Genomic DNA, 15,881 nt, shown 5'->3' with positions numbered 1-15,881 from the left:
GTTTGAACGAAAGCGACGACCGGCACCGGGTAGCCCGGGCCAGCGCTCCCATGACCGGGCCCTCCCCCAGAAGGGGTGGCTCCGGCCGGGAGCCCTTGCATGCTGCTGCGCCGGAGTGGTTGCGGCGGGGGGGTGGCTGGGGAGTAATCCGGCCTGGGCCCAGCAAGGCGCCGTGGGTCTGCCCATGGTGGGGGCTCTGGATCCGGGCATGAGCGGCGGCTATCAGGCTCAGACGCGTGGCGGGCGGTCCGCGTCCTCCGGGGCTCGTGGTAGCTCCGGGGGCTATGGGGCCAGTGCTCCGGCCCTGCCCATGGTGGGGGCCCTGGACATGGGTACGAGCGGCGGCTATCAGGCCCCGCCCCGTGGCGGGCGCCCGGCGTCCTCCGGTTCCCGCGGTGGTTCCGGGGGTTACGGGGCGAACGCTCCGGCCCTGCCCATGGTGGGGGCCCTGGACATGGGTACGAGCGGCGGCTATCAGGCTCCGACGCGTGGCGGGCGCCCGGCGTCCTCCGGTTCCCGCGGTGGTTCCGGGGGTTACGGGGCGAACGCTCCGGCCCTGCCTATGGTGGGCGCCCTGGATATGGGTACGAGCGGCGGCTATCAGGCTCCGACGCGTGGCGGGCGCCCGGCGTCCACCGGTGCTCGTGGTGGCTCCGGGGGCTATGGGGCCAGTGCTCCGGCCCTGCCTATGGTGGGCGCCCTGGACATGGGCACGAGCGGCGGCTATCAGGCCCCGACGCGTGGAGGGCGCCCGGCGTCCACCGGTGCTCGTGGTAGCTCCGGCGGCTATGGGGCCAGTGCTCCGGCCCTGCCTATGGTGGGCGCCCTGGATATGGGCACATCGTCCAGTCCCGCGACCTCCTTTAACACTTTCGGATCCCCGTATCCCGGATCGGCGGCGATGGCCTCTTCCGGCGCGTCCTCCCGGTCCGGTCGGTCCGCTCGCAGTTTCGGGGCGCCGTCGATTGTCGGCATTTACGGGTACGGCGAGACCGGGGGCCTGCGTCTTCCGGCGGGCCTGGCTCCGAACCCGTCGTCCATGGGGCTGGACCCCCACGAGGAGCACGAGGACCGGGCCTCGGATATTCTGGCTCCGGGACAGGTGTTCATCTCGGCGGACGAGATGGTCCGCGATGACGACCTGGATCTGGTCACCGCCCGGGGCAACGTGCTTGTGGTGTCCGGCGAGAACGCCCTTCGCGCCGATGTGGTCAGCTTCAACCGGGCCCAGAACCGCCTGAGCGCCTCGGGCAACGTCTCGCTGGTGAAGCTGGACGATCCGAAGGGCGGCGCCTCGTTCGCCGAGTACATGGAGCTCTCCGACGACCTGAAGGACGGCTTTGTGCGCAACGTCCAGGTTCTGACCGGCGAGGGAGGCCGAATGGCCGGCGCCTACGCCGAGCAGGACTCCGGGGCCCGGCGCAAGGAGCTGTCCCGGGGCGTGTACACCATGTGCCGTCCGTGCTCGACCCTGCCCGAGAGCGGCCCGACCCGTCCGCCCATCTGGCAGATCAAGGCGGCCAAGGTCATCCACGACGAGGAAAAAAAGGAAATCATCTTCCGGGACGCCTGGCTGGAGCTCCTGGGCATTCCCACGCTGTATGTGCCGTTCCTGACCCAGCCGGATCCGACGGTGTACCGGCGCTCCGGGATCATGGCGCCGTCCGTGGGCACGGGCAGCCGCCGCGGGATCGAGCTTCTGCTGCCGTACTACGCGGTGATGGACGACTACGGCGACGCCATTCTTGTGCCCCGCTTCGGCAGCCGGGACCACTTCAGCTTTGACGGCACCGTGGCCCGCAATTTCGATGACGGGGAGCTGTGGCTGCGGACCGTGTTCACGCCGCTGGACCGCAACGAGCGCTTCCAGGGCTATTACGAGACCAAGGGTGCCTTCAACCTGAACCCGGTCTGGTCCGCGCGCTTCGAGAGCGGCCTGACCCGGGAGGCCAAGTATCTGCGCCGCATGGATATCAACCCGGTCAACGACGCGGACTTCCTTGTGAACCGCCTGGCAATCGAGGGCTACGGCAACCGCTCCCGGGCCAGCGTCGAGGGCTTCTATTTCCAGACCGTGACCGAGGAGTTCCACCAGAAGACCCTCCCGGCCATTCCGTTCTACACGGATGTGCTGCTGCGCTCGGATCCCCTGTGGAGCAACGGACACGTTGAGGCCAGCCTCAACTCCATGGTGCTTCAGCGGCGCACCGGCACGGACTCCTCGCGCCTGATCGGGCGGGTGGCCTACGAGCTGCCGTTCTACGACGGCCTGGGCGGTGCCTACACCCTTTCCGCCGGTCTGCGTGGCGACATCTACCACGCCCGGGATCTTGTCATGCGCAATGGCGAGACCTTCTCGGGGTCCAGGGGCCGGTTTGTGCCCCAGGGAAGCCTGGTCTGGCGCCACCCGCTGGTGCGGGCCTCGGCCACCTCGACCCACATTCTGGAGCCCAAGGTGGGGGTGTTCGCCGCTCTGCCCTCGAACAACCCCAAGGAAATCGCCAACGAGGACAGCCGCTACTTTGCCCTCGACATGAACAACCTGTTCCGGCCCTCGCGGGTGCCCGGCTACGACCGGGTGGAGGGCGGACAGTGGGTGTCCTACGCGCTTCACTACGGCTACATCGGGGACAGCGGCCCCAGCTTCGATCTGGATGTGGGCCAGTCCTACCGCTTCCAGAAGGACCGGGCCCTGTTTCGTCCCGGCTCGGGGCAGGAGAAGAACCTCTCGAACCTGCTCACCCGGATGCGGGTCTACCCGGCGGACCATGTCACGCTGCAGTACGATGCCCAGCTGTCCCAGGAAAACCTGGCCCCGCGGCGTCATGACCTGAAGGTCTACGGGGACTACGGCCCGATCTCCGGGGACATCGGCTACGTCTACGCCGAGGATATCACCGCCATTGACGGCCACACCCACACCAGCCTGGAGGAGGTCTCCGGAACGCTGCGCTTCCAGCTTGGCGAGAACTGGTCGCTGCGGGGTGGCTATATCTACAACCTGGATAAAAAAGAGACCGTCCGGACGGCCTTCGGCTTGAACTACGAGGATGAGTGTCTCATTGTTGCTACCAAGTTCTCCAAGGACTTCACCCGGGAGTACGGGATCAAGGGGGGAACCTCCCTGATGATGACCGTGACCCTCAAGACCCTGGGAAGCTATTCCTTCTCGCCGGCGCCCGGACTGGACTGAGCGCGTTTACTGAGGACTATGGCCGTGTTTTCAAAACTGATCTCGGTGCGAATCCTTTCGGGTGTGCCTGTGCTCGCCTGCCTGTGCAGTCTTCTTGTCGCTGTTGCGGCTCCCGCCCCGGTGTCTGCCCGGGCCCCCGACCCCCGTGCCCAGAGCGGCTCGGCCCAGCGTATCGCTGCCGTCGTCAACAACGACGTGATCTCCGTGCGGGATCTGAACACCCGCATGGCCCTGGTGATGGCGACCTCGGGAATGCCCAACACGCCGGAGGTGGCCCAGCGCGTTGCGCCCCAGATCCTGCGGGCCCTGATCGAGGAGACCCTCAAGCTTCAGGAGGCCACCCGGGCCGGCACGATTGCCAGCCCCGAGGAAATCCAGGGCGGTGTCCGCCGTCTGGAGCAGCAGAACGGAATGCCTCCGGGCGCCCTGGAGCGGAACCTGAGGGCCGCCGGTCTCGAGTGGGATGCGGTGCTGCGGCAGGTCAAGGCCGAGATCAGCTGGGTCAACTATGTGCGCCGGACCCTTCTCGGTCGGGCCAGCGTCTCGCCGGAGGAGCTGGCCATCTATGAAAACCAGCTCAAGCGCAACCTGGGCCAGCCCGAGTACCTGATTGCCAACATCTTCCTTGCGGTCGACTCGCCCGGCCAGGAGGCCGAGGTCCGGGCCCTGGCGGACCGCCTTTTGGAGCAGCTCAGGAAAGGGGCCAGCTTCGGGGCCCTGGCCCGCCAGTTCTCCCGCTCGGCCAGCGCCGAGCGCAGCGGTGACATGGGCTGGGTCGCCCCCGGTGACTTCGATCCCGAGGTGCTGGAGGCCCTCTCCACCATGCAGGCGGGCAACGTGTCCCGCCCCATTCGGACCTACGGCGGGTACGAGATCGTCCTTCTGCGCTCCAAGCGCACGGCGGGCTCGGCTGGGAACGGCACTCCGCTGGCCCGCATTGTTCTGCCCTCCGCCGGTCCCCAGGCCCTGCCGCCGGACCGTTTCCAGGCCCTGCGCTCCCAGGTGTCCACTCTGCGGGGCTGCGAGGCCTTCAACCGCCTGGCCGAGGAGCTGGGCGCGCCGTCCGCTCCGGTGGCCATGGTCGGGCCCGAGTCCCTTGCGCCCGAGATCCGCAGCCGCATCCAGGGGCTTGGCGTTGGGCAGGTCTCGCCGGCTCTCAAATTTGATGACGGCGAGGCCTATTTCATGGTGTGCGAGCGCCCGCCCGAGGGGATCCCGCCGCGCGACGAACTGCGCGACCGTCTCGTCCAGCGGAAGCTGGAGGGCCTCTCCCAGCGTCGCCTTCGTGACCTGAGACAGCAGGCCATTATCGATATCCGTATCTAATGTAAGGCGTCTTCCGCCCGTGTCCTCTGATTGTTTTTGCCCTGACAGGTCTCCCGCGTTTCCGGCGCCCCTTGCGGTGTCCCTGGGAGACCCGGCCGGGGTCGGCCCCGAGCTGGCCCTGAAGGCCTGGGAGGTCTGCGTCCGGCGCGGCACTCCCGACACCGTTCCGTTCTTCGTTATGGGCTCGGCCGACTGGCTGGAGTCCGTCTCCCGGCACACCGGCGCTGGCCCGGTTCGGCGCATTTCGTCGGCGGCGGAGGCCCGGGAGGTGTTCTCCCATGCGCTTCCGGTGCTCGAGCCCTCGGTGCCCCTGGCCGCGTCTGTCCGGTTCGGCGTGCCCGACCCCGCCAGCGCTGCCCACACTCTTGCGGCCATCGAGGACGCGGTTGGCCTGGTGGCCGGGGACGAGGCGTCGGCGCTGGTGACGCTGCCCGTCAACAAGGCCGTGCTCCAGGCGGCCGGTTTTCCCCATCCCGGGCACACGGATTTCCTGGGGGTGCTGGCCCGGCGCCTGTGGCCCTGTGACGGTGTGCCCGTGATGATGCTGGCAGCGCCCGGCCTTCGGGTGGTTCCGGTGACGGTGCACGTGTCCCTGCGCGAGGCCATCGCAAGCCTGACCACAGACCGGATCGTCCAGACTGCCCGCACGGTGAGCGCGGCCCTGAAACGGGACTTCGGGCTCGAGCATCCCCGTCTGGCGATTTCGGCCCTGAACCCGCACGCGGGGGAGGGCGGCCTGATGGGAACCGAGGAGGACACCGTGATCCGTCCCGCCGTCGAGCACCTCCAGGCTGCCGGCATCCAGGCCGACGGTCCCTTTCCCTGCGACACCCTGTTCCACGAGGAGGCGCGCGCCACCTATGATGCGGCCCTGTGCATGACCCACGACCAGGCCCTGATCCCCATCAAGACGCTGGATTTCCACCGGGCGGTGAACGTAACCCTGGGGCTGCCCTTTGTGCGCACCTCTCCGGATCACGGCACGGCCTATGCCCTGGCCGGCGCCGGAACCGCCCGTGCGGACAGCCTCGTGAGCGCGCTGGACCTTGCGTGCAGCATGGTCCGTGCCCGCCGCGCTTTCGCAGCCGGTGCCTCATGAGCGCCGGGGATGACCTGTCCCGGCTGCCTCCCCTGCGGGAGGTGATCGAGACCCACGGCCTTGCGGCCCGGAAGTCCCTGGGCCAGAACTTTCTTCTGGATCTGAATTTAACGGCCAAGATTGCCCGGTGTGCCGGGGATCTGGACGGGGCCACCGTGATCGAGGTCGGCCCCGGTCCGGGCGGTCTGACCCGGGCCCTGCTGGGCACCGGTGCGTGCCGGGTGTACGCCATCGAGCGCGATCCCCGTCCGAGGGCGGCTCTGGACCAGATTGCGGCCGTGTCCGGCGGGCGGCTCGAGATTATCGAGGGGGACGCCCTGCAGGTGAACGTGGCCGCCCTGGGCGAGGCTCCGCGCGTGATCGTGGCCAACCTGCCCTACAATATCGCCACCGAACTGCTGATCGGCTGGCTGAAGCAGATCACCGAGTTCCAGTGTCTGGTGCTCATGTTCCAGAAAGAGGTTGTGGACCGGCTGGCAGCCCGCCCCGCAACCAAGGCCTATGGGCGACTGTCCGTGCTGACCCAGTGGCTCTGCCGGGTCTCGCCCCAGTTTGACCTGAACCCCAGGGCCTTTGTGCCGCCGCCCAAGGTGGTCTCCACCGTGGTGCGCCTGGATCCGCTGCCCGAGCCCCTGGCACCGGCCCGGATCGACCTGCTGGAACGGGTGACGGCGGCGGCCTTCGGCCAGCGGCGCAAGATGCTCCGCTCCAGCCTGGCGCCCCTCGGGGATCCGGAGGCCCTGTGCGAGGCCGCGGGCCTTGCTCCGACCGACCGGGCCGAGACCATTCCGGTGGAGGGCTTTGCCGCCCTGGCCCGGGCTCTGGAAGCCCGCTAGCGCGCCCCCTGTCCCTACCGGAGCCGGGCGCTTCCTGCCCCGCACTGTTTCGGGACCGGCTTGTGTGGCCGTCCGCATTGTCGGGATGCGGGCGCGCGGCCGTCTGCAGGCCCGGATGCGTCCCCGCCCCTGACCTGCGGCGCTGTCCCCTGCGCCTGCCCACACTCTCCCCGGGCTCCTGTCCCCCCAAAAGAAAAGCACCGCGCGGGTCGGACCGGGTCCGGCGTGCGGTGCCTGTCGGGTGCGTCCGGGGCCGTGGGGCCCCGTCCGTCGGGTCTGTGTGCGGGTCAGCTTGCGGCGCTGTGCGCGGGTTCCGTCGATCCGCCCTGGGAGAAGAACGCCGAGGCGGGATCGTCCCCGAGCGTGGGCGGGCTCCACCAGCCGAGGGTTTTCTCCATGGCCACCACGTCCCCCACGATGAACAGGGCCGGAGGGCGGACGCCCAGGCGGTCCCGGTCGATCACGGCGGTTTCCAGCGTCGTGGCGTGGAAGCACTGGCGCGCGGTGGTGGCGTCCGTCAGGAAGCCCGCGGGGGTGTTCCCCGGCTTGCCCTCGGCCAGAAGGCGCCCGGCGATCACACCCAGATGCTTGTGCGCCATGTAGAACACCAGGACCGGAAGCCGCGCAAGGGCGCCCCAGTCCAGGTTTTCCGGCAGCAGGCCGCTGGCGGCGTGCCCCGTGACAAAGGTGACCGCCGCATTGGTGTCGCGGGTGGTGACCGGGATGCCGGCGTAGGCCAGCCCCCCGATTCCCGCGGTGACACCCGGGACCACCCGGAACGGAATTCCCGCCTTCGCCAGGGTGTGGGCCTCTTCCGCGCCCCGCCCGAACACAAACGGGTCGCCGCCCTTCAGGCGCAGAACCCGCTTGCCTTCCCGGGCCAGCGTGACCAGGCGTGCCGAGATGTCCGGCTGGGTGGGGGAGGCAAGGCCGCCCCGCTTGCCCGCGTGGATGATCTCGGCTCCCGGACGGGCCAGGGACAGCACGCGCCCGTCGATGAGGGCATCGTGAACCACGGCATCCGCCTCGGACAGGGCGTGAACCGCCAGCAGGGTCAGAAGCCCCGGGTCTCCGGGGCCTGCGCCCGCCAGCCAGACAGTTCCGGCCTCGAAGGGAGGCAGGAGAGGAGACAGGCGGGACAGGGCCAGGCTGTGGACCATCAAACGCCCTCCGATTACGCCGCGCTGGCCGCGCGGGAGCGCTTCTTGCGCTCGTGCGGGCAAAGCCAGCGCTTGCGCAGCCGGACGGTTTTGGGAGTGACCTCCACCAGCTCGTCGTCCTGGATGTAGGCCAGGGCCTGCTCCAGGGTCAGGGAGATGGGGGGTGTCAGGCGGACGGCCTCGTCCTTGCCAGAGGCACGGATGTTGGTCAGCTGCTTGCCCTTCAGGACGTTGACCTCGAGGTCATTGGCCCGGTTGTGCTCGCCGACGATCATGCCCTCGTAGACCCGCATGCCGGGCTCGATGAACATGGGCCCCCGGTCTTGGAGGTTGAACAGGGCGTAGGCCACGGCCTCGCCCGCGCCATTCGAGATGAGCACGCCCTCGCGGCGGCCCTCGATGGCGCCCTTGTAGGGGCCGTAGCTGTGGAAGACCCGGTTCATGACGCCGGTGCCGCGGGTGTCCGTCAGGAACTCGCCGTGGTAGCCGATCAGGCCGCGGGAGGGGGCCAGGAACACAAGGCGTGTCTTGCCGCCGCCCGAGGACCGCATCTCGGTGAGCTCGGCCTTGCGCAGGGCCATCTTCTCGACCACCGTGCCGGAGAACTCCTCGTCCAGGTCGATGACGACCTCCTCGAAGGGCTCCTCGCGGTTGCCGTCGGCGTCGGTCTGGAAGAGCACGCGCGGGCGGGAGATGGACAGCTCGAAGCCCTCGCGGCGCATGGTCTCGATGAGAACACCCAGCTGAAGCTCGCCGCGACCGGCCACCTCGAAGGCGTCCTTGTCCTCGGTCTCGGTGATGCGGATGGCCACGTTGCCCTCGGTTTCCCGGGCCAGACGGGCGGCAATCACCCGCGAGGTCAGCTTGTCGCCCTCCTGGCCGGCCAGCGGCGAGTCGTTCACCGAGAACGTCATGGCCAGGGTCGGCGGGTCAATGGGAAGGCTGGCAACCGGCGTGGTGATCTCGGGCGCGCACAGGGTGTCGGCCACCGTGGCCTTGGTCAGCCCGGCGATGGCGATGATGTCGCCGGCCTCGGCCTCCTCCACGGGAACGCGGGCCAGACCCCGGAAGGCCAGCAGCTTGGAGGCGCGGCCGGTCTCGACGACCTGTCCGTCCCGGTGCATGGCCTTGATGGGCATGTTGACCCGGGCCCGTCCGCTGACGATCCGGCCCGTGAGCACGCGGCCCAGGTACGGGTCCGCATCCAGGGTGGTGGCCAGCATGGCGAAGGGGGCGTCCAGATCCCGCTGGGGGCCCGGCACGTGGGTCGTGATCAGGCGGAACAGGGGCTCGAGGGTCAGGCCCTCGGTGCCGTTGGCCAGATCGTCCAGGCTCTCGACCGCCCAGCCGTTGCGCCCGGAGGCGAACAGGCACGGGAAATCAAGCTGCTCGTCGTTGGCGTCCAGGCTCGCGAAGAGATCGAAGACCTCGTCGTGAATTTCGTGGGGGCGGGCGTCCGGGCGGTCAATCTTGTTGATCACCACGATGGGGCGCAGGCCCTGCGCCAGGGCCTTGCCCAGCACGAACTTGGTCTGGGGCAGCGGGCCCTCGGCGGAGTCCACCAGAAGGATGACGCCGTCCACCATGGACAGGATGCGTTCCACCTCGCCACCGAAGTCGGCGTGGCCCGGGGTGTCGACGATATTCAGGCGGGTTCCGTTCCACTCGACCGAGGTGCACTTGGCCAGAATGGTAATGCCGCGCTCTTTCTCCAGATCGCCGGAGTCAAGGGCACGCTCTGCAACGTTCCGGTTCTCCCGGAAGGCTCCGCTCTGGCGCAGGAGGGAGTCGACGAGCGTGGTCTTGCCGTGGTCGACGTGGGCGATGATGGCGATATTGCGCAATTCGATCATTGAGGGGTTCCGTTCAGGCCCAGCGTCTCGTGAACGAGGGCAGCAAGAGAGGGGACGTTGGGTCGGGCACCCAGATGCGAGATGGCCTCTGCCGCGCAGACGGCGGCGATGCGGCCGCAGGTCCCGTAATCGTGACCCCGGCACAGTCCCCAGAGAAAGCCGGCGGCGAACTGGTCGCCGGCGCCGGTCATATCGACGATGGTGTCAACCCGGTGGGCCGGGACATCGACCATCCCCTCCGACGTGACAATCCGGCAGCCGTCCCCGGAGCGCGTGAGCACCGAAAGGGGGCAGAGCTGCTGCATGGCCCGGGAGGCCGCGTCAAAGTCCTCTGTTTCCGTCAGGGCGAGCACTTCCGCCGTGTTGGCAAACAGGATGTCCACGCGGTTGCGGATCAGGTCCAGGAATTCGGCCCGGTGCCGGTCCACACAAAAGGAGTCGGAAAGCGAGAAGGCAAACCGCCGGTTATGGGCGCGGGCCGTGTCCGCTGCAACCAGGATGGCGTCCTTGGCCGCGGCCATGTCCCACTGGTAGCCCTCAACATAGGTAATGGCGGCGTCCGCCACAACCTCGCGGTTAATATCGTCCGGGCCAAGTCGCGTGCAGGCCCCGAGGTAGGTGGCCATGGTGCGCTCGGCGTCCGGGGTCACCAGCACCATGCAGCGCGCGGTGGCCGGTCCCTCGCTCAGGGGGGCGGTGTCAAAGTGGACCCCCATGGCCCGGATGTCGTGGGTGAAGATGCCGCCCAGCGTGTCGTTGCGAACCTTGCCGATGTAGGCGCCCCGGCCCCCGAGGGAGGCGATGCCCGCCATCGTGTTGCTTGCCGAGCCGCCGGAGATTTCCACCGCCGGGCCCATGGCCGTGTAGAGGGCCTCGGCCCGGGCCTCGTCGATCAGGACCATGCCGGACTTCGGAAGGTCCTGGGCGGCCAGGAAAGAGTCGTCGGCGTGGGCAAGAATATCCACGATAGCGCTGCCGATCCCGACAACGTCGAAACGGGGGTCCGTCATTTAACCTCTCGCGATTGGATCAGGAAATGGTACCCGGGGCAGAAGACGCGCCCGGCGGGCCCCTTCCGGTGGAGGGGGCGCAAAAATAATGGAGCGCACCATACACATTCCTTTCCCGGATGAACAGAAAAAAGACTCCCTTATATTGTGTGGCGGTTGCGCGCTCGGGTATCCTGTCGCGCCGGGGCTCCGGGAGGCCGGAGGCCCGCCAGGATCGCACATCCGGAAAAAAGGAGCCCTTCCAGCATGTTCAGAGATTTTATCCGGGCGTTCTCCCAGCTTCTGTCGGACCGGGAGCTGCGTCGTCCCCTGGTGCGCTCCGCCCTGCTGTCGGTGGTGGGCATCGTGCTTCTGTCCGTGGGGCTGGCCGCGCTTCTGCCCTGGCTGGTGTCCGGGGCCAGCGCCCTGTTCGGCCTGGAGAGCCTCCAGGAGGGCTACCAGCGCTGGGACGGCGTGGTGAACGGGGTCGTGGGGACGGGAACCGCGGTGATCCTGTCGGTCCTGTTCTTTCCGACCCTGTGTGTGTCGGTCGCGGGCTTCTTTCTGGATCCCGTCTCCCGGGCTGTGGAGGCGCGCTGGTATCCGGACCTGCCCGCGCCCCGGGACGCCGGGGTGGTCGAGCCCCTGGTGCGCTCGGTCCGGTTCGGTCTGGTGAGCCTGGGACTGAACCTGCTTCTTCTGCCGGTCTACCTGCTTCTGGGTCTTGCGGGGATCGGGGTGCTGGTGTTCTGGGCGGTCAACGCCTGGCTTCTCTCCCGGGAGTACTTCGAGCAGGCCGCGTTCCGGCGGGTTTCGCCCGGGGTTGCGGATCGGGTGCGCGAGCAGAACGCCCGGGCTCTCTGGGTCGAGGGGCTCGGCCTTGCCTTTCTCGCCAGTATTCCTGTTGTCAACCTTGTGACTCCCGTGATCGGTACAGCGGTCTTCACGCACTTTGTACAAAGAAAAGGGCTGTTTAAATCCTGAATACGGGAGTTTTTTAGGGAAAAGTAAGGAATGGACCGCGATACTGTTCTCAGGGGATCCCTTTTTCCCTCAACAGCCCTCGAGATGGAACAGGAAGGTTTGCCATGTTCGGAGCCAGAAAAAAGTTGTCGTCCGACCCGACGAAAGGCGCTGCAAAAAAGACCGGCCCCCTTGAAAAGGACGTTTTCGGGGTGCATAAGTCCTCTACGGACGGGGCCGACGCCCTTCTGGACGACGATATCCCGCCGCTTCCGTCGGACGACGATCCGGTCCTGTCTTCGGACGACCTGGAGCCGACGGCTTTCAAACCTGCTGCCACACGAGGAACCCCCATGGCATCCCGCCCCAACGTTGCCTCCTTGAAGACCCCCGATTTCTCGCGTCGCATGATGGACCTGCCCGGCGCGCTGCGTCCGCACGAGGCGGGGTCCGTATCGGAAAAGACCCTGACCGTGGGGCGCGATATCAGCCTTTCGGGCGAGATCTCCAAGTGTGATCACCTGGTCGTCGAGGGCCGGATCCAGGCAAACCTCGAGGATGCCACGTCCCTCAGCGTCTATGAGGGCGGCGAGTTCAAGGGCCGGGTCGACGTGAAGGAGGCCCACATCCACGGCCACTTCGAGGGTGACCTGGTGGCGCACCAGCGCGCGGTCATCTACTCGACGGCCCGGTTCGAGGGCACGCTCAAGACCGCGGCCATCACCGTCGAGGAGGGGGCCGTCATCAAGGGCACCCTGGATCCGATGGAGTCGCCCCGGCCGTCCTCCTCGGTCCTGCCCTGATTCGGGGGGACAGGCGCGGGGCACAGGCCCGGCGCTGTGATCGCCTGGTATGCTGCCGGTCGGTGTGATCCGCCCGGCCAGGAAACGCGGGATCCGGTTGTCCGGTCTCCCGCGTTTTGCGTTTTGCGGGGGCTTGCGCCCGTTTGCCCGGCCCGGTTTTGAGCCCGGGTGGTCCGGTGGGGCCGCTCGTCCGTCGGCACCGGCCGGTTTCTCCGGGGTCGTTTCGGGTCGCCGGCTTTCTTTCGGGGCGCCTGATTTCTCCCGGCTTCTACCGTGTCCTTAGGGGCTTCGCGGCGCCAGTATTCGGCACCAGGCGGTTCCGTCAGGTTTCTTCGGGTTCCGCCCGGTTTCTTCCCGGGCTGCCCGTTCCTTCCGGCTTTTCCCGCGTTTTCCCCTGTCCTCGTTCCCCTGTCCTCGGGGGCGTTGCGGCGTCCGCCGGCGCCTTCCGGCCTCTAGATCAGGGCGATCCGGGCGGCCAGGACGGCCAGTGCCCCCGCGCCCACAAGCCACCAGCCCCTGCGATAGATGTCCAGCGCCCGGCCGATGTCGTTGCGGTCGGTGTCCGTGCGTCCGCTGCCGAGCCAGGGCAGATCCTGAACCGGCTCGCCGGGGTAGACCCGCGGTCCTCCGAGGCAGATGCCCAGGACCCCGGCCATGGCCGACTCCGGCCAGCCTCCGTTGGGGGAGCGGTGCAGGGCGTGGTCCCTCAGGGCCACCCGCAGGGCGTCGGCGGCGTGGCGCGGGCCCCAGGGAGGGAGCAGGGCGCCCCCCGCCAGCAGAAGCGCGCTCAGGCGGGCGCCCGGCCAGTTGGCCACATCGTCCAGCCGGGCCGAGGCCCAGCCGAAGGCGCCGTGGCGCTCGGTGCGGTAGCCGATCATGCTGTCCAGCGTCGAGACCGCCTTGAAGGCAAACAGTCCCGGCAGGCCCCCGACCAGGAGCCACAGGGCCGGGGATACCAGGGCGTCACAGAAGTTCTCGGACAGGCTCTCGATGGCCGCGCGGGAGATGGCTGCCTCGTCCATGGAGGCCGTGTCCCGGCTGACCAGGGCCTGCACGGCCAGCCGCCCGGCGTTCAGGCCCCCGGTGTCCAGGGCGGTCCGGACCGCCTGCACGTGGTCAAGGAGGCTCCGTCCCGCCAGCAGCACCGCGGCGCAGAAGGCCTCGAACACCCAGCCCAGGGGCAGGGCCGCGCACAGGTGGTGGATCGCGAGGCCCGCAAGCCCGAACAGCCCCACCAGCTTGACCAGGACCAGCACCCCCAGAAGGCGGCGCACCGCCGGGCTCAGGGACGGGCGGTTCAGAAGGTCGTCCGCGCGCCCGATCACCGTGCCCAGCATCACCACCGGGTGCGGTACGATCCGGAACAGGGGGCCCATCTCGCCAAACCGGGCGTCCAGGGCCAGCGCTGCCGCCAGGACCAGGGGCGCCGGGGGCGCGAACAGGAAAAGGTGCAGAAAAACAGAGGTGTCGGTCATGGGGGGAGCATGCACTGTCCGCGTGCGCCGGTTCAAGCGCATTTCACACACGGGGCTGTGCGGCGGGGCAGTTTTGCCTCTGGCTTCCGGACTCTGGCCTCCGGCCTTCTCGTGGGGCCCGTGTTCTGAGTCTGCCCTCCGCCCGACAGCCCGGGCTCTGCCCCACGCCCCTTCCGTGCGGCGTGCTGCCCGTGGCCCTGCTGTCAGCATCATCATCCCGGGCCTGTCCCGCGCGGTTCCCATGCCGTGCGCTCCGGGGGCGCCCGGACCCGGGCGGCGCAGGCTTCACTTGCGCGGGGCGCCGCACTGGCGTAAGCACACATCCGCATACGGCCTGTCCGGTCCGGCCTCCCGATGCGCGGCCTCCGGTTTCCCCGTCCCGGGTGCCCGGCCGCTTTTGGCGGTGTCCTGGGGCTCCGGTTTGCGGTCGCCGGGGTTCACGCGTCTCTCGCATCCCGCCTTCCCGCATCCGGTGACCCTCCGGCATCCGCTTCCGGCTCCGCCCACCGCTCCCGGGCCCAGGACCCCCGCGCCGTTTCCCGGCGTCCGGCTTCCCGGCCCGGGTGCCCCTGTCCGATACAATCTGCCGCCCCCCGGGCTGTCCGGGCGCGGCCTGTGGAAGATCCCATGAACACCAGCACCGCCTCAGCCGCCCCGTCCATCGGCCTTGTTTCCCTCGGCTGCCCCAAAGCCCTTGTGGACTCGGAGCGGATCGTCACCCACCTGGCCTCCGAGGGCTACCGGCTGTCCCCGTCCTACGACGGCGCCGATGTGGTGATCGTCAACACCTGCGGGTTTCTGGACTCCGCCCGGTGCGAGAGCCTGGACGCCATCGGCGAGGCTCTGGCCGAGAACGGGAAGGTGATCGTCACCGGCTGTCTGGGCGCGGATCCCGAGGCGGTCCGGGCCGCCCATCCCCGGGTTCTGGCGGTCACGGGCCCCCACCAGTACGCGGCCGTTGTGGATGCGGTCCACCGTGTGGTGGCGCCGCCCCGGGATCCGTCGTGCTCGTTTCTCCCGCCCCAGGGGCTGCGCCTGACGCCGCCCCACTATGCGTACCTGAAGATCTCCGAGGGATGCGACAACCGGTGCTCGTTCTGCCTGATCCCGGCCCTGCGCGGCGGCCTTGTCAGCCGCCCCCTGGATGAGGTCATGGCCGAGGCCGAGACCCTGGCCCAAGCCGGTGTCCGCGAGCTTGTGGTGGTCTCGCAGGACACCACCGCCTACGGCCGCGACCTGGGCCACGAGCAGCGCCCCTGGAAGGGCCAGACCCTGGCGAGCCGCCTGCCGGACCTGGCCCGGGCGCTGGGGGATCTGGGGGTGTGGGTGCGCCTGATGTATGCCTACCCGGGCGCGGACCTGGATGCGGTCATCCCCCTGATGGCCGAGGGGAAAATCCTCCCCTACCTGGACATGCCCCTCCAGCATGCGAGCCCCGCGGTCCTCAAGCGCATGCGCCGCCCGGCCGCGCTGGACCGGACCCTGGAGCGCATCGGGCGCTGGCGGGAGCAGTGCCCCGACCTTGTCCTGCGCTCCACGTTCATCACCGGTTTCCCCGGCGAGACGGAGGAGGACGTCCGTCTTCTGATGGAGTTTCTGGAGGAAGCCCGGCTTGACCGGGTGGGTGTGTTCGCCTTCGAGGCCGTCCGTGGCGTGGAGGCCGCCACCTGGCCGGACGCGGTGGATGCTTCCGAGCGCGAGGCCCGCCGCGATCGGGTCATGGCGCTTCAGAAGGAGATCAGCGCCCGGAAGCTGCGGGCCCGGGTGGGCAGCGAGATGCCGGTTCTGATCGATACGGTGCGCCCCGGCGGTGTGGCGGTGGGCCGCTCTGTGGGGGACGCGCCCGAGGTGGACGGCACCGTGGTGGTGGAGACGGCGTTCCATCTTCGCCCCGGAGACCTGGTGCCGGTTCGGATCACCGGATCGGATGCCTACGACCTGAGGGGTGTCCCGAATCGGGACGCGCGAACAACTTTGGCGGGTCGTTCCACACCTCCTCCGGGCCGCGGCGCCCGAAAGCGCGTTCCCCGTCCCTGACCGTCTTCCGGTATCGGGCGGCGCTGTTCTTGGGAATTATTCAAACTATACTTCAGGCCCCGAAATTCCCCCGGGTTCTCTGTTGCAAAAAAGGCACAGGCGGATGCAAAACGATTCGGAACCCCCGGACCGGCTTGCTTTCCAGAG

The 15,881-nt window shown here is 68.7% G+C and carries 11 protein-coding genes; 7 read left to right on the top strand and 4 right to left on the bottom strand.

Features of this window, described 5'->3' with window-relative positions; genetic code table 11:
- Positions 1–172 precede the first annotated feature (172 nt).
- Genes IHV25_RS09590 through rsmA form a run of 4 tightly spaced genes read left to right on the top strand, consistent with a single transcriptional unit; the run spans position 173 to position 6,454 of the window.
- Complete coding sequence (locus tag IHV25_RS09590; protein WP_192534904.1) at positions 173–3,193, top strand: LPS assembly protein LptD; 3,021 nt, start codon at positions 173–175, stop codon at positions 3,191–3,193.
- Between the two features lie 18 nt (positions 3,194–3,211).
- Positions 3,212–4,519: a peptidylprolyl isomerase gene (locus tag IHV25_RS09585; protein WP_242018910.1), complete on the top strand. Its 1,308-nt coding sequence runs from the start codon at positions 3,212–3,214 to the stop codon at positions 4,517–4,519.
- Between the two features lie 19 nt (positions 4,520–4,538).
- Complete coding sequence (pdxA, locus tag IHV25_RS09580) at positions 4,539–5,618, top strand: 4-hydroxythreonine-4-phosphate dehydrogenase PdxA (RefSeq protein WP_192534902.1); 1,080 nt, start codon at positions 4,539–4,541, stop codon at positions 5,616–5,618.
- The gene (gene rsmA / locus IHV25_RS09575) at positions 5,615–6,454 is read left to right on the top strand and encodes a 16S rRNA (adenine(1518)-N(6)/adenine(1519)-N(6))-dimethyltransferase RsmA (RefSeq protein ID WP_192534901.1); all 840 of its coding nucleotides are present in this window, start codon (positions 5,615–5,617) and stop codon (positions 6,452–6,454) included. Before pdxA ends, rsmA begins: the two co-directional genes overlap by 4 nt.
- A gap of 287 nt (positions 6,455–6,741) precedes the next feature.
- Here the strand turns inward: rsmA and cobA are convergent, their stop codons facing one another.
- The 3 genes from cobA to IHV25_RS09560 are packed head-to-tail and all read right to left on the bottom strand — an operon-like array spanning position 6,742 to position 10,477.
- Positions 6,742–7,614 (bottom strand): uroporphyrinogen-III C-methyltransferase, encoded by an 873-nt coding sequence (gene cobA, locus IHV25_RS09570; RefSeq protein WP_192534900.1) that lies wholly within the window; start codon positions 7,612–7,614, stop codon positions 6,742–6,744.
- Positions 7,615–7,628: 14 nt separating this feature from the next.
- Positions 7,629–9,464, bottom strand: a complete 1,836-nt coding sequence (gene typA, locus IHV25_RS09565) for a translational GTPase TypA (protein ID WP_192534937.1) — start codon at positions 9,462–9,464, stop codon at positions 7,629–7,631.
- Positions 9,464–10,477: an adenosine kinase gene (locus tag IHV25_RS09560; protein ID WP_192534899.1), complete on the bottom strand. Its 1,014-nt coding sequence runs from the start codon at positions 10,475–10,477 to the stop codon at positions 9,464–9,466. The genes typA and IHV25_RS09560 overlap by 1 nt, the downstream gene beginning before the upstream one ends.
- A 246-nt stretch (positions 10,478–10,723) precedes the next feature.
- Here IHV25_RS09560 and IHV25_RS09555 point away from each other — a divergent pair, with 246 nt between their 5' ends.
- Complete coding sequence (locus IHV25_RS09555) at positions 10,724–11,440, top strand: EI24 domain-containing protein (protein WP_192534898.1); 717 nt, start codon at positions 10,724–10,726, stop codon at positions 11,438–11,440.
- Positions 11,441–11,631: 191 nt separating this feature from the next.
- Positions 11,632–12,222: a polymer-forming cytoskeletal protein gene (locus IHV25_RS09550; RefSeq protein ID WP_192534897.1), complete on the top strand. Its 591-nt coding sequence runs from the start codon at positions 11,632–11,634 to the stop codon at positions 12,220–12,222.
- Between the two features lie 452 nt (positions 12,223–12,674).
- Here the strand turns inward: IHV25_RS09550 and cbiB are convergent, their stop codons facing one another.
- The gene (gene cbiB / locus IHV25_RS09545) at positions 12,675–13,697 is read right to left on the bottom strand and encodes an adenosylcobinamide-phosphate synthase CbiB (RefSeq protein ID WP_192534896.1); all 1,023 of its coding nucleotides are present in this window, start codon (positions 13,695–13,697) and stop codon (positions 12,675–12,677) included.
- A gap of 627 nt (positions 13,698–14,324) precedes the next feature.
- On the opposite strand from cbiB, the gene rimO reads away from it, so the two are divergent.
- The gene (rimO, locus tag IHV25_RS09540) at positions 14,325–15,734 is read left to right on the top strand and encodes a 30S ribosomal protein S12 methylthiotransferase RimO (RefSeq protein WP_192534895.1); all 1,410 of its coding nucleotides are present in this window, start codon (positions 14,325–14,327) and stop codon (positions 15,732–15,734) included.
- Positions 15,735–15,881: the final 147 nt, after the last annotated feature.

Origin of the sequence: Phaeovibrio sulfidiphilus, from assembly GCF_014861485.1 — a bacterium.
Classification (GTDB): Bacteria; Pseudomonadota; Alphaproteobacteria; order Rhodospirillales; family Rhodospirillaceae; genus Phaeovibrio; species Phaeovibrio sulfidiphilus.
Note: the sequence above shows the minus strand (reverse complement) of the source record. Positions and strands in the feature narration are given on the sequence as shown.

Excerpts from the sequence above, each read along its gene's own strand:
- rimO (WP_192534895.1), top strand. The coding sequence starts at position 14,325 with ATGAACACCAGCACCGCCTCAGCCGCCCCGTCCATCGGCCTTGTTTCC.
- IHV25_RS09585 (WP_242018910.1), top strand. The coding sequence starts at position 3,212 with ATGGCCGTGTTTTCAAAACTGATCTCGGTGCGAATCCTTTCGGGTGTG.
- cbiB (WP_192534896.1), bottom strand. The coding sequence starts at position 13,697 with ATGACCGACACCTCTGTTTTTCTGCACCTTTTCCTGTTCGCGCCCCCG.
- cobA (WP_192534900.1), bottom strand. The coding sequence starts at position 7,614 with ATGGTCCACAGCCTGGCCCTGTCCCGCCTGTCTCCTCTCCTGCCTCCC.
- rsmA (WP_192534901.1), top strand. The coding sequence starts at position 5,615 with ATGAGCGCCGGGGATGACCTGTCCCGGCTGCCTCCCCTGCGGGAGGTG.
- IHV25_RS09560 (WP_192534899.1), bottom strand. The coding sequence starts at position 10,477 with ATGACGGACCCCCGTTTCGACGTTGTCGGGATCGGCAGCGCTATCGTG.
- IHV25_RS09555 (WP_192534898.1), top strand. The coding sequence starts at position 10,724 with ATGTTCAGAGATTTTATCCGGGCGTTCTCCCAGCTTCTGTCGGACCGG.